Consider the following 13455-nt stretch of genomic DNA (forward strand, 5'->3'; position numbering starts at 1 on the left):
GGCTGTTCATTCACGCCGTCTTAAGCGTTCTTTTCCGGCATTTTGGAGGCGCCGGCCGGACCGGGCTGCGCCACCCACGAGCCGAGCAGCAACACTGCCACGCCGATGCAGATCGCCACATCGGCACCGTTGAAGATATACCAGGAAAACCCGCCGGCGTGCAGGTGCACGAAATCCACCACCGCCCCATAGGCGAAGCGGTCATAAGCGTTGCCGAGCGCGCCGCCGATCAGCAGCCCCAGCGCCACTGCGGTCACGGCCTGATCGACGCGCCACAGCCAGACGATCAGCAGCAGCGTCGCCGCCAGTGTCACGGCCAGCAGGATCCAGGGGCCCCGGGCACTGTCGGTGGTGAACAGCGAATAGGAGATGCCGCGGTTCCAGGCCAACACGAGGTCGAAGAAGGACGTGACCGCCACGGGCTGCCGCGCCGCAAGCCCGTAGTCGTTCAGCAGCCACAGCTTGCTGCCCTGGTCGATCGCCAGGGCCACGAGGGCGATGGCGGCCCCGAGCAGCCGCAGCTTCACCACGGCAGGCGCCCGGCCCGACCCAACTCACGCAAGGCTTCCGCGTCGCGCGGCGTCACGTCGGGATAGTCGGCGTCCTGGCCGACGTCCGGCGTGATGCGCCAGGAGCGGGCGCATTTGCGGCCTTCGGCCCGGTGCGGCAGCACCGCCACGCCTGATACGTCGTCGAGCCGGTAGGCGCCCGCCGGCGGCTCGCCGGAAGACACCCGAAGATCCGAGGTGATGCACACCTCCGCGAGGTCGATGTTCTCGAGCGCGGCCTTGAGAGCCGGGTCGGTGACGAAGACCTCGGGCGCAGCCTCGAGCGAGGCGCCGAGGCGCTTGGCGGCGCGCTCGACCTCGAGGGCGCCGGTGACGACGCGGCGCACGGTGCGGATCGCCCGCCATTGCGCCGCCAGCGCGTTGTCGCGCCAGGCGGCCGGCGTGTCGGGGAAAAGCTCGGTGTGAACCGTGCCGGTGTCGCTCGGATGGCGCGCCAGCCAGGCTTCCTCGGCCGTGAAGGACAAGATCGGCGCGAGCCACACCACGAGGCGGCGGAACGCCTCGTCCACCACCGTCAGGGCGCTGCGGCGGGTCAGGCTCGACAGCGGATCGCAATACAGCGCGTCCTTGCGGATGTCGAAATAAAAGGCCGACAGGTCGCCGTTCATGAAGCCCGACAGGGCGGCCATGACGCGGTTGTAGTCGAAGCCCGCATAGGCGGCTCGCACCGTCTCGTCGAGCTCGGACAACCGGTGCAGGATGAATCGCTCGAGGCTCGGCATGCCGGCCGCGGGGACGCGCTCGCTGTCTTCGAAATGCGCCAGCGTGCCGAGCATCCAGCGCAGCGAGTTGCGCAGCTTGCGGTAGGAATCGGCCGTGGTGGCCAGGATCTCCTTGCCGATGCGCTGGTCGTCCGAATAGTCGGCACCCGCCACCCATAGGCGCAGGATGTCGGCGCCGCTCGCCTTGATGATGTCCTGCGGGGCCGTGACGTTGCCCTTCGACTTCGACATCTTGCGGCCGTGCTCGTCGAGCGTGAAGCCATGCGTCAGCACCACGTCGAAAGGCGCCCTGCCCCGGGTGCCGCAGCTTTCCAGCAGCGAGGAATGGAACCAGCCGCGGTGCTGGTCGGAGCCTTCGAGATACATCACCTCGTCGGCGCCCCCGTCCACCCTGCGGTGGATGCCGGCGAGGCTCGGGAAGGCCACAGGGTCGTCGAGCACGAAGGCGTGGGTCGAACCCGAGTCGAACCACACGTCCAGAATGTCGTCGACCTTGTGCCAGCCCTCGGCTGCGAGTTCGGCGCCAAGGAAACGCTCGGTCGCGCCCGGCTCGTACCAGGCATCGGCGCCCTCGGCCGCAAAAGCCGCCAGGATGCGCGCGTCGACAGCGTCATCGCGCAGGATCTCGACATCCATCGGCCCGGCGCCGCCTTGCCGGGCGAAGATGGCGATCGGCACGCCCCAGGCGCGCTGGCGCGACACCACCCAATCGGGTCGGTTGCCGATCATGCCGGTGATGCGGTTCTCGCCCGCGGCCGGCACCCAGCGGGTGTCGGCGATGGCACCGAGCGCAATGTCGCGCAGCGTTTCGGGTGCGTTGTGGCCGATGCCAGCCTGTTGGCTCGCCCCGGCGCTCGCCTCCGACGCTCCGACGGCGATCGGCTTGTCCATGGCGATGAACCATTGCGGCGTGTTGCGGAAGATCACCGGCTTCTTGGACCGCCAGGAATGCGGGTAGGCATGCTTGAGCCGCCCGCGGGCCACAAGCGTCCCGGCCGCGACCAGCGCCGCCATCACGGCATCGTTGGCGTCGCCCCGGGCGCCCGCCTCCGTCAGCACGCGCTTGCCCTCGAAGCCGGGCGCATCGGCCGTGTAAGAACTGTCGGCGTCGATTGTATAAGGAATGCGGGCGTCGATGTTGGCCTGGGCCAGTGCCTTGCCGGATGCCATCCAGAGGTCGAAATCCTCACGGCCGTGGCTCGGCGCCGTGTGGACGAAGCCGGTACCGGCCTCGTCAGTGACGTGGTCGCCGGCCAGCAGCGGCACAGGGAAGCCATAGCCCGGCATCGTTTTGGCAAGGGGATGGGCCAGCACCTGGCCGGCGAGCGCCTCGGCGGCCACATCGGCGACCCGCCGGAACCCGTCGACCCGCGCGGCCTTGAACATCCCCTCGGCGAGCTTGTCGGCCAGAATGTAGCGGGCGCCGGGCGCGGCCCAGTTGTCGGCCGCGGCCTCCGACACTTCATAAAGCCCGTAGGCGACACGGTTCGAATAAGCCACGGCGCGGTTGCCCGGCATGGTCCAGGGCGTGGTGGTCCAGATCACCACCGATCCGCCGAGGCTCGTGGACGGAAACGCCACGAACACCGTGTCGCTCGTGTGGTCCTCGTATTCGACTTCCGCCTCCGCCAGGGCGGTCTTCTCGACCACGCTCCACATCACCGGCTTCGAGCCGCGGTAGAGCGAGCCGTTGCGGGCGAAGCGCATGATCTCGGCCGCGATGCGGGCCTCGGCCGCGAAGGCCATGGTGGTATAGGGGTGGGCCCAGTCGCCCACGATGCCGAGCCGCTTGAACTCCTCGCGCTGCACGTCGAGCCACTTCTGCGCGAAGGCGCGGCACTGGCGGCGGAACTCCACCACCGGCACCGCATCCTTGTTGCGGCCCTTGGCGCGGTAGTCTTCCTCGATCTTCCATTCGATCGGCAAGCCGTGGCAGTCCCACCCCGGCACGTAATTGGAATCGTGGCCGAGCATCTGCTGGGACTTGGTGACGAAGTCCTTCAGGATCTTGTTGAGCGCGTGACCGATGTGGATGTTGCCGTTGGCATAGGGCGGCCCATCGTGCAGCACGAATTTCGGTCGCCCGGCCGCTGCCGCGCGCAGCTTGCCGTAAAGGTCGATGCGGGCCCAGCGCTCCAGCATCTCCGGCTCCTTCTGCGGAAGGCCCGCCCGCATGGGGAAGTCCGTCCGGGGCAGGAACAGGGTCTTGGAATAATCGCGCCCCTCGGGGGCCTGGGGGGTGTCGGTCATCGGGTCCGTGCCGGGTCCACGGCAACCGCGGCCCTCGATCGCATTGGGGGAAGGTGGCGGGTGTCTAGCAGGCGGGCGCCGACAAGTGAAGGATCGGTGTCGAGGCTAGGGAGCAGGCGTCGAGCCGTGGCGAAGCTCATCCAGGCTGAAAGGCGGCTCGACCGGAAAGGTGGCGATCGCCAATCGGGTTTCCGCGGCCGCGAGCCGCCGTGCATCGGCGTAGGCCTGGGCAAACAGCTCCGCCAAGCGCGGCTTCAGGCTCGGGTTCTCGTCGAGACTGCGTTCGGCGTTGATGCGCTCGCGCTCCACCGTCACCCGCCAGCTGCGGCTCGCGCGCTGCGGCTGGTAGCGGAACTTGAGCAGGTGGATGGCCACAAGGCGCAGGCTCGACCGCAGGGCGGCCGCTTCGGACCGACCCAAGGTTTCGATCTCCTCGGCCAGGTTGACGGCGTCCACGCCGGTCCAGTCGCCGGCACGCAGGCGCTCGGCCTGCTGGTGGCTCCAGCCGTAGAAGTCCTCGGCGTAGGACAAATCGTTCCTGCGATGCTGGCTCATGACGGGTCGCCTGCGATCCTCAGGTTTATCGGCAAAGCCGAGACCGCGCCATCTTCAGATCACGTCCGCCAGGAGTGCCCGTGCCTGCCGGGCATCCTCGTGCATCCGCGTCACTAGGGCTTCGGCCCCGTCGAACTTTTCTTCGCCGCGGATCCAGGCGACGAAATCCACCTCGATGGTACGGCCGTAAAGGTTGCCCGCGAAATCGAACAACACCACCTCGAGCAACGGCGCGCCATTGTCGAAGGTGGGGCGACGGCCGAAGCTCGCCACGCCACCATGGTCGAGCCCGTCGCCGCGCACCCGCACCGCATAGATGCCGTGGCGCAAACGGCAGCTCGGGTCGAGCCGGATGTTGGCGGTCGGGAAACCGAGGGTGCGGCCGAGCTTCTGGCCGTGGATCACCGGCCCGAGCGCCATATAGGGATGGCCGAGCAAGCGGGCCGCCAGGGCCGCGTCGCCGTCTTCAAGTGCCCGGCGCACCGCCGTCGACGACACGGCCGACAGGTCGCCGTCGCGATCGGCCGCGATCTTGCCGATCACCTCGACCGCGAAGCCGCGGCGCTCGCCGGCATCGCGCAGGAATTCCGGTGTGCCACGCCGGCCGGCGCCGAAATGAAAGTCGTAGCCGATCACCGCCGCCGCGACGCCGAGGCGCCGCACCAGGATGTCGTCCACGAAAGCGTCCCGGTCGAGCGCCGCGAGAGCGTCGCCGAAGGTCAGCACGATCATGCCGTCGAGCCCGAGCCGGGATAACACCAGCGCCTTGGCGTCCTCCGGCGTCAGCCGGAAGATCACCGGCGCGCCGGCGAAATAATTGGCCGGGTGCGGTTCGAAGGTCAGCACCGCACACGGGCGGCCGAGCCGCCGTGCCAGATCCCGGGCCCGAGCCAGGACGCCCTGATGACCGCGGTGCAGGCCGTCAAAGTTGCCGATCGCCACCACGGGTCGCGCCAGGGTGTCGGGCAGCCGCTCGGGATCCTCGGAGATCAGAAAGCGGGGGTCGAGCAACGGTCCGGACACGAAACCCGTGTCCGGCCGCTCGGGCTCGTCAACGCCGGCCATGCGTCGCCTCAGCGGGCCGCGCAGCTCGAGCGGGTGTCGGGCGCCGTCCAGGCGGCGCCGGTGCGCAAGTTGCCGGTCGCATAGGTGCGGCCGGGCTGGTCGTTCGAAATCAGCGTTCCGCAATCGCGCGTGAAGGCCACGAGGCACAGCTGGATGGGGTCGCCCAGCCGCGTTTCCGCCTGACCCAGCATGCCACCATCGTAGGCCTGCTGCACACCATCGGCATAGTGGATCGCTGCGGCACCGCCGGGCTGCGGTCCGATCGCCTCGACACGGGTGCGGACGCAATCACCGATCGCGGCCCTGCGGGCTGCGCGGTAAGACCGGTACGGGCCGTTATAGTCGGCCGCATCCGCGGCCCCGATCCCCCAGGCGGCCAAGCCCACCACCACGCCCACAGCCAGTCCGATGCGCATCACAGATCCCCGATGTTCGTTTCGAGCTTACCACGTCAAGGCCGGAATGGCAGCCAGGGGCCGATGCTGCGCGGCCGCGATCATGGCCTGGTAGGCCTCGGTGTCGAGTTGGCCGTCGCCGGTGCGGTGGGTTTCGTCGCGATGGATGCCCGAGGTGACGAACAACACATCGAGCCCCTGCAGCACGGCCCCCGCCACATCGGTGCGCAAGGCGTCGCCGATCGCCAGCACGCGGCGCGCGTCGACCGGCCGCCCGCGCAGCCGGGCCGCCGCTCGGAGGCAGGCGTCATAGATGGCCGCATGGGGCTTGCCGGCATAGATCACCTGGCCGCCCTTGGCACGGTAGCGTTCCGCGATGGCGCCGGCGCAATATCGCAACGCTTCGCCGATATGCACCACGAGGTCGGGGTTGGCGCAGATCAGCGCCAGTTGACGCCCCAGCATGGCGTCGAGCTCGGCGTCGTAATCCTCCGGCACACCGGTCTCGTCGCCGTTGAGGCCGGTCACGACCACGAAGCCGGCGCGATCGAGCGGCGCCAACGTGGGCGCCGGACCGAGCGCCGCCACGGCTTCGTAGAGTGCGAGGTCACGCTCCGGGCCGATGTGGAACAACGGCTTTCCCGCCTGGGCCAGGATCGAGGCGATCGTCACATCGCCCGAGGTCACCACATCGTCGAAGGCCGTGCGCGGCACCCGCAGCCGGTCGAGCTGTTCCCGGATGGGGCCGTTCGGCCGTGGCGCATTGGTAATGAGCACCACCGTGCCGCCGCCCTCGCGGAACCGGGTCAAGGCCTCGACGGCGGCCGGAAAATGGGTTTCGCCGTTGTGCAGCACGCCCCAAATGTCGCTCAGCACCACGTCATAATGCGGCGCGAGCTCGGACAGGCCGCCGACGATGCGGGAAGGTGATGATGCGGGATCAAGGGCCATGCAGGGCCGCTACGAAGCCACGCCGCCGGTGTCAAGCCATGCTGCGCGCACCGGGGCTGAACCGGATCGGCTGCCGAGTTCGCTTCGAACAATCCGTTCTCGACGCCGCGGGTGCGAAACGATGCCATTCGCGATAGAAGACCGCGCAGCGTGGTTGGCCTGTACAATGCGGACGGCAACGATGAATGACGCGCCTCCGCCGGCGGCCAGATCGGAGCGCGTTTCGTTGCGGAGGCCGCTGGGTCACGCTGGCCTCGAAACACTGGCGGCGCACTACGTCCGTCAAACCTTCAAGCCGCATTCTCATCCCGAATACCTGATCGGCGTCATCACCGGCGGCGTGCATGCGGTCTGGTGCCGTGGCGAGCGCCATACGGTCGTGCCGGGAACCGTCATGTCGATGCGACCCGGCGACGTCCACCATGGCAACGCAGCCGTCGAAACCGGTTGGGTCCAGCGGATGTTCTATATCGGCGAAAACACGATGGCGGAGATCCTGGCCGACCGCAGCGACGCGGCTTCTGCCCCGCTGCCCGACTTCGGCGCGTGCAACAGACAGGACAGCGCGCTTTCGACGCGACTGGCGCGCATTCACGATGCGCTTCATGCTTCAAGGCTGACCCTGTCGCGGGACGCGGCCCTGGTCGCCTTGGCGGAGGTGGTGGCCGCGATCACTCGTGGCGCGTCCGGCGACGATCCGCGGGGCGCGGTGCCCGATCGCCGGGCCAGCAGGCTTGTGGACTATCTTCACGCCCGCGTCGCAGACGACGTCAGCCTCGACGAGCTTTCGTCGTTGGCTGGGCTCCGCCGACGGCAAACGATCGACCTCTTCAAGCGGCAAACCGGACTGCCCCCGCATGCCTACCACATTGGCCTGAAGGTCCGCCTGGTTCGGAAGCGTCTCCGCGAAGGGCACTCACCGGCCATGGCCGCGATCGAGGCGGGCTTCGCCGACCAAAGCCACATGGCTCGCCATTTCACGGCCATCGTCGGCATGACGCCTGCAGCCTATGCGCACCCCGACCGGGACCGCGCTTTCATTCTATAACGCCCTAGCGGCGCCCCCTACCACTCCGACACCGAGCGGATTCGGTGAGCAATCAAGGGCGCAACCGAACATGTTCCATCCATCGGGTGCCGTTACGCGATCCATCTCCCGATCGACGCTTCCGGCAGATGCGGCCGTTCTGGGCGTCGCCGTGGTTTGGGGGGCGAGCTACCCGGTCACCAAGGGCGCACTGGCCTCCGCTCCCGTGCTCGTTCTGATCTTCTACAGGTTCGTGGTCACGGCCTGCCTGATGGCGCTGGCCGCCCGCCGGGAACTCGCCATAGCTCCAAGGGACGACGTTCTCCGCGGTGGGGCACTCGGGACCATCCTGGCCGCGATCTTCATTGCGGAGGTCGCGGGTGTTGCCCGGACAAGCGCGACGAACGCGGCTCTCATCATCTCGCTCTGCACACTCTTCACACCAGTCCTGGACCATGGCCTGTCGCGTCGGTTGCCGCCGCCGATCGTCGTCGCGGGGGCCTTCATGGCCAGCATTGGCGTCAGCCTGTTGGTCGGCGGCGTCACGGCCTGGACGATCGGGGATGGGCTCATTCTTCTGGCCGCAGCACTTCGTGCCATCATGGTCGTGTCCACGAAACGGCTGATGTCGGGACGTTCCCTGTCTTCGGTGGCGCTGACCGCCGTGCAAGCAGGGACTGTCGGCGCCGTGGCGTTGGTGGCCCTTGCGGTGACGCAGGGCGTCGGCGGGCTGGCGGTTCGCGCCGACGCGAGCTTCTGGGGCAGCGTCGCCTTTTTGTCGCTGTTCTGCACGGTTGCGGCCTTCTACGTCCAGAATGCCGCGGTCCGCCGCACAAGCCCGACCAGGGTCGGGTTTCTGATGGGGACGGAACCGTTGTTCGGCTTCGCCCTGGCCCACCTTCTGCTGTCCGAGCCTGTCACAGGGTCGGCCGTGCTCGGGGCAGGCTTGGTCGTCATAGGAACCTTCGCGGGCCTTCTGGCTGACCGGCGAACAAGCTGAGTGCAAAAGGCCGTGCCGAGCCATCGAAGGTTCCGCGGGCCGGCTTGTCAGCCTGTGCGTGCCGCATCGTCGAGGGCTTGAACGGCGGCTTGTTGGCTGGAAGAGACGCGGCGTCGCGCCGAGAGCAACCCGCTGTCGTCTCGGTCCGGATTCACGATCGAAGCCCACGCCGCCCGCGACCGCTCGACCTTTCGTCGCAGGGGCGCTACACAGGGATGGTCTCCGCGCATCCATCGCCGGACCGTTCCCGCCTCGTCGAGGAGCCCCCATGCCGTCGTCTTCCGCCGCCGTCGCCCAGACCGACATCCCGAACGACCTCGAAGCCTTCTGGATGCCGTTCACGGCCAACCGGGCCTTCAAGCAGCGGCCGCGCATGATCGCCCGCGCCAAGGACATGCATTATTTCACGCCCGACAACCGGGCCGTGCTGGACGGCACCGCGGGGCTGTGGTGCACCAACGCGGGCCACAACCGCGACCGCATCGTGTCGGCCATCCAGGCCCAGGCGGCCGAGCTCGATTTCGCGCCCACCTTCCAGTTCGGCCATCCGAAGGCCTTTGCGACCGCATCGCGCATCGCGGCGCTGGCGCCCGGCGATCTTGACCACGTGTTCTTCGCCAATTCCGGTTCGGAGGCGGTCGACACGGCGTTGAAGATCGCCATCGCGTATCACAACGTGTCGGGTCGCGGCACGCGACAGCGGCTGATCGGCCGCGAGCGCGGCTACCATGGCGTCGGTTTCGGCGGCATCTCGGTCGGCGGCATCGTGTCGAACCGCAAGCATTTCGGCACGCTTTTGGCAGGCGTCGACCACCTGCCCCACACCTACAACCGCGAACACCAGGCCTTTACGAAGGGCGAGCCCGAATGGGGTGCGCATCTCGCCGACGACCTCGACCGCATCGTGGCGCTGCACGACGCCTCGACGATCGCGGCCGTGATCGTCGAGCCGATGTCGGGCTCGACCGGCGTGCTGCCGCCCCCGAAGGGCTACCTCGAACGGCTGCGCGCCATCTGCGACAAGCACGGCATCCTGTTGATCTTCGACGAGGTCATCACCGGGTTCGGCCGGCTCGGCACGGCCTTTGCGGCCGAGCGCTACGGCGTCATCCCGGATATGATCTGCTTCGCCAAGGGCGTCACCTCGGGCGCCGTGCCGATGGGCGGCGTGCTGGCGCGGAAAGGCATCCACGACGCCTTCATGAACGGCCCGGAACGCGTCATCGAGCTGTTCCACGGCTATACCTATTCGGCGCATCCGCTCGCCTGCGCGGCTGCCCTCGCGACGCTCGACACCTATCGGGACGAGGATCTGTTCGCCCGAGCCAAGGCGCTCGAGCCGGTCTGGGCCAACGCCATCCATGGGCTCAAGGGCCTGCCCAACGTGCTCGACATCCGGACGGTCGGCCTCGTGGGCGCGGTCGATCTCGCCTCGAAGCCCGACGCCGTCGGGGCCCGCGCCTTCGAGGCGCTGGAGCGCGCCTTCCACGACGAGGGCCTGATGGTGCGCTCGACCGGCGACACGATCGCGCTGACGCCGCCCCTCATCATCACCGAAAACCAGATCGGCGAAGTGGCCGACAAGGTCGGGCGCGTCATCAAGGCGGTGGCTTAGGCGCAGATCGCCGACCGCCGATCACACCACCCTTCGTCATTGCGAGCGCAGTGACGCAATCCAGAGCCCCGGCGCTGGGCTGGATTGCCGCGGCGGCTGTGCAGCCTCGCAATGACGAGGGAGAGATGGCGGCAGGGGGTCGGCGCTCACTTTGACAAACTGAGAATAATTCTCACATTGGGGTCGATGCCGCCGCGCCGGGACGCGCCCCGCACCGGTGGGCGACCTGGGCCGCATGCCGGCTCCTTTAAAGATCGTGGATGCCATGTCCCTTGTTGCCGCTGCCGCTCCGATCTCCCCTGCGCCGGTCGGCCTGCGTCCCGATGCCGGCGCGCATGCGGCCGCGCCCTCCGGTCCGCCCGTCGCCTCCGGCACGCTCGACAACGGCATGCAGGTGGTGGTGATTTCCGACCACCGGGCGCCGGTCGTCACCCACATGGTCTGGTATCGCAACGGGTCGGCCGATGATCCGGCCGGCAAGTCTGGCATCGCGCATTTCCTCGAACATTTGATGTTCAAGGGCACCGCCAGGCACCCGCAGGGCGCCTTTTCGGATGCGGTTGCGGAAGTCGGCGGCCAGGAGAACGCCTTCACGTCGAACGACTACACGGCCTATTTCCAGCGCGTCACCAAGGACCATCTCGGCACCCTGATGGGTTTCGAGGCCGACCGCATGACCAACCTCGAGCTCAGCGACGCCGTGGTGGTGCCGGAGCGCGATGTGGTGTTGGAAGAACGCCGCATGCGGACCGACACGGACCCGAGCGCGCAGCTCGGCGAAGCCGTGCAGGCGGCGCTCTACAGCCACCATCCTTACGGCAAGCCGATCATCGGCTGGAACCACGAGATCGAGGGGCTGAACCGCGCCGACGCGCTCGATTATTACGCCCGCTTCTACACGCCCGAGAACGCCATCCTGGTGGTGGCCGGCGACGTCACCTATCCGGAAGTCGAGGCTCTGGCGCGCACCACCTATGGCGCCATCCCGGCCCGCGGGGCCGCACCGGTGCGGGTGCGCCAGCAGGAACCCGAGCCCCGCGCCCATCGGCTGGTGACGCTGGCCGACCCGAAGGTCGAGCAGCCCAGCGTGCAGCGCCTGTACGTGGTGCCGTCCTACAGTTCCGGGGCCGAGCACGAGGGCGCCGCGCTTGAAGTGCTGGCCCACCATCTCGGCGGCGGTTCGACCAGCGTGTTGTACAAGACGCTGGTGCTCGATCAGGCCATCGCGGTCTCGGCCGGGGCCTATTACATGGGCACCGCGCTCGATGCGACCCGGTTCTACATCTGGGCCGTGCCGGCCGCCGGCGTCAGCCTCGAGACGCTCGATGCCGCGATCGACGCCGTCGTCCGCCAAGTGTCGACCGACCTGACGCCCACGGCCGACCTCGAGCGGGCCAAGACGCGGCTCGTTGCCGATGCCGTTTATGCCCAGGACAGCCAGGCCTCGCTGGCCCGTTGGTATGGGGCCTCGCTCGCCACCGGCCTGACGGTCGCCGACATCGCCCGCTGGCCTGAGGACATCGAGGGCGTATCGGCGGAAGCCGTGCGCGAGGCCGCCAAGCGCTGGCTCACCCGTCGTCGCGGCGTCACCGGGTTCCTGACCCAAGACACTGACGGAACCCAGGCCGCCGCCTGAGCGCCGCGCCAAGAAAGCCAGATCCCATGACAACCACACTCGCGACCCCGACAACGGGGTCTCGCGCCGAGACGGTGCAGATCGTCCGCTCGGCCGGCGGCATCACGGCCTGGCTGGTCGAGGATTATGCGGTGCCGCTGGTCGCCTTCGACATCGCCTTTCACGGCGGTGCCGCCCAAGACCCGGCCGGCAAGCAGGGCACCGTCGCCCTGATGGCGGGCCTGCTCGACGAAGGGGCCGGCACTATGGATGCCGACGCCTACCATCGCGCTCTCGACGACAAGGCCATCGAGATCTCCTTCTCGGCCGACCGGGACCTCGTCACCGGCCGCGCCAAGACGCTGAGCCGCAACCTCGATGCGGCTGTCGAATTGCTGCGCCTCGCGGTTTGCGAGCCGCGCTTCGACGCCAGCGCGGTCGAGCGGGTGCGCCAGCAGCTTTCCGCATCGATCCGCCGTGAGGCGAAAGACCCCGACGCCCTGGCGAGCCGGGCCTGGCGCGAGGCGGCCTTCCCGAACCACCCCTACGGCCACCCCGTGCGGGGCACACTCGAGTCGCTCGCGGCCATCACGCGCGACGACGTGGTGGAGGCCCATACGGCGCTCGTCACGCGCGGCTCGCTGAAGATCGCCGTCGTCGGCGCGATCGACGCCGACACCCTCAGGGCGACCCTCGACCGGGCGTTCGGCGCCCTGCCGGCGGCGCCGCGCCTGCGTCCCATCGCCGACGTGATGATCGGGCGCGGCGGGCGCCGCGAGGTGATCGACCTCGACATCCCGCAGGCGACGCTGCGCTTCGGCACCAACGGGATTCCGCGGCTCGACGACGACCACATGGCCGGCGTGGTGCTGAACCACATTCTCGGCGGCGGCGTCTTCTCGGCCCGCTTGTTCCGGGAAGTGCGCGAAAAGCGCGGGCTCGCTTACTCGGTTTATTCCCAGCTTGCGACCTTCGATCACGCATCCATCTTCTCGGGCGGCACCTCGACCAAGAACGAGCGCGCGGCCGAGTCGCTCAGCGTCATCGAGGACGAGATCCGCAAGCTGACGGAAGACGGCCCCACCGCCGACGAGCTCGACAAGGCGAAGAAATACCTGACCGGCTCCTACGCGCTGCGGTTCGACTCGTCGCTGAAGATCGCCAGCCAGCTCGTGCATTTGCAGGCGGAAGGCATCGAGGTCGGCTACCTCGATCAACGCAACCCGCTGATCGAGGCCGTGACGCTCGAAGACACGCACCGGGTGGCGCGGCGGTTGTTCGGCGATGCGGGTTTGTTGGTCACCGTTGTGGGGCGGCCGGTCGGGATCGTCTGAGCTTCAGAGCAGCCGGAACGGTGATCGAACACCGTTCCGGCATCGCGCGCGCCCGACAAGCTTGGCAGGAAACGCGTCGCGCGCTCCTGCGGCGGGAGACCCTATGCAACCCTGGATCCTGATCGACACCGCCGCTGTGCCGGGCGGCACCGCACCGCTGCGGCTGCTGCGGCGCGGCACGGATTTCGTCATCAATCTCGGCCCGGAACTGCTGATGGGCAGCCGGATGCGGGGCTCGGAGGAGGCCCTGGCGCGCCTTGGCTGCGCGACGCTGGCGGGGCGCGAGGGCGGCCGCGTGCTGATCGGCGGCCTCGGCATGGGCTTCACGCTCAGGGCCGCGCTCGACCTGCTCGGCCC

11 protein-coding genes and 1 pseudogene are annotated in these 13455 nt (G+C 68.5%); 6 read left to right on the top strand and 6 right to left on the bottom strand.

Annotated elements, in window-relative coordinates:
- Window positions 1-20: 20 nt before the first annotated feature.
- From lspA to P7D22_RS15325, 6 genes are all read right to left on the bottom strand, one after another.
- Entirely contained in the window at window positions 21-527 is a 507-nt protein-coding gene (gene lspA, locus P7D22_RS15300) for a signal peptidase II (RefSeq protein WP_442916097.1), read from the bottom strand.
- On the bottom strand, window positions 524-3541 hold the full coding sequence (ileS, locus tag P7D22_RS15305; RefSeq protein ID WP_319935116.1) for an isoleucine--tRNA ligase: 3018 nt from the start codon (window positions 3539-3541) through the stop codon (window positions 524-526). Before ileS ends, lspA begins: the two co-directional genes overlap by 4 nt.
- Window positions 3542-3646: 105 nt before the next feature.
- Window positions 3647-4096, bottom strand: a complete 450-nt coding sequence (locus P7D22_RS15310; RefSeq protein WP_319935117.1) for a DUF29 domain-containing protein — start codon at window positions 4094-4096, stop codon at window positions 3647-3649.
- A gap of 54 nt (window positions 4097-4150) precedes the next feature.
- Window positions 4151-5161, bottom strand: a complete 1011-nt coding sequence (locus tag P7D22_RS15315) for a bifunctional riboflavin kinase/FAD synthetase (RefSeq protein ID WP_319935118.1) — start codon at window positions 5159-5161, stop codon at window positions 4151-4153.
- An 8-nt stretch (window positions 5162-5169) separates the two neighbouring features.
- On the bottom strand, window positions 5170-5577 hold the full coding sequence (locus P7D22_RS15320) for a hypothetical protein (protein ID WP_319935119.1): 408 nt from the start codon (window positions 5575-5577) through the stop codon (window positions 5170-5172).
- A gap of 27 nt (window positions 5578-5604) precedes the next feature.
- Entirely contained in the window at window positions 5605-6507 is a 903-nt protein-coding gene (locus tag P7D22_RS15325) for a TIGR01459 family HAD-type hydrolase (protein ID WP_319935120.1), read from the bottom strand.
- Between P7D22_RS15325 and P7D22_RS15330 the strand changes: the two genes are divergently transcribed.
- From P7D22_RS15330 to P7D22_RS15355, 6 genes and pseudogenes are all read left to right on the top strand, one after another.
- The gene (locus P7D22_RS15330) at window positions 6506-7555 is read left to right on the top strand and encodes an AraC family transcriptional regulator (protein ID WP_319935121.1); all 1050 of its coding nucleotides are present in this window, start codon (window positions 6506-6508) and stop codon (window positions 7553-7555) included. The two genes, P7D22_RS15325 and P7D22_RS15330, sit on opposite strands and share 2 nt — an antisense overlap.
- A gap of 70 nt (window positions 7556-7625) precedes the next feature.
- Window positions 7626-8534 carry a DMT family transporter gene (locus P7D22_RS15335; protein WP_319935122.1) on the top strand — a complete coding sequence of 303 codons (909 nt, stop codon included), beginning with the start codon at window positions 7626-7628 and terminating at the stop codon, window positions 8532-8534.
- 268 nt (window positions 8535-8802) lie between these two features.
- Entirely contained in the window at window positions 8803-10149 is a 1347-nt protein-coding gene (locus P7D22_RS15340) for an aspartate aminotransferase family protein (RefSeq protein ID WP_319935123.1), read from the top strand.
- 265 nt (window positions 10150-10414) lie between these two features.
- Entirely contained in the window at window positions 10415-11785 is a 1371-nt protein-coding gene (locus P7D22_RS15345; RefSeq protein WP_319935124.1) for a M16 family metallopeptidase, read from the top strand.
- Window positions 11786-11811: 26 nt separating this feature from the next.
- On the top strand, window positions 11812-13098 hold the full coding sequence (locus P7D22_RS15350) for a M16 family metallopeptidase (RefSeq protein ID WP_319935125.1): 1287 nt from the start codon (window positions 11812-11814) through the stop codon (window positions 13096-13098).
- A 103-nt stretch (window positions 13099-13201) separates the two neighbouring features.
- Window positions 13202-13455: pseudogene (locus tag P7D22_RS15355) on the top strand (spermidine synthase); the annotation flags it as partial.

The sequence above is a fragment of the Lichenihabitans sp. Uapishka_5 genome, assembly GCF_033947565.1.
Lineage (GTDB): Bacteria > Pseudomonadota > Alphaproteobacteria > Rhizobiales > Beijerinckiaceae > Lichenihabitans.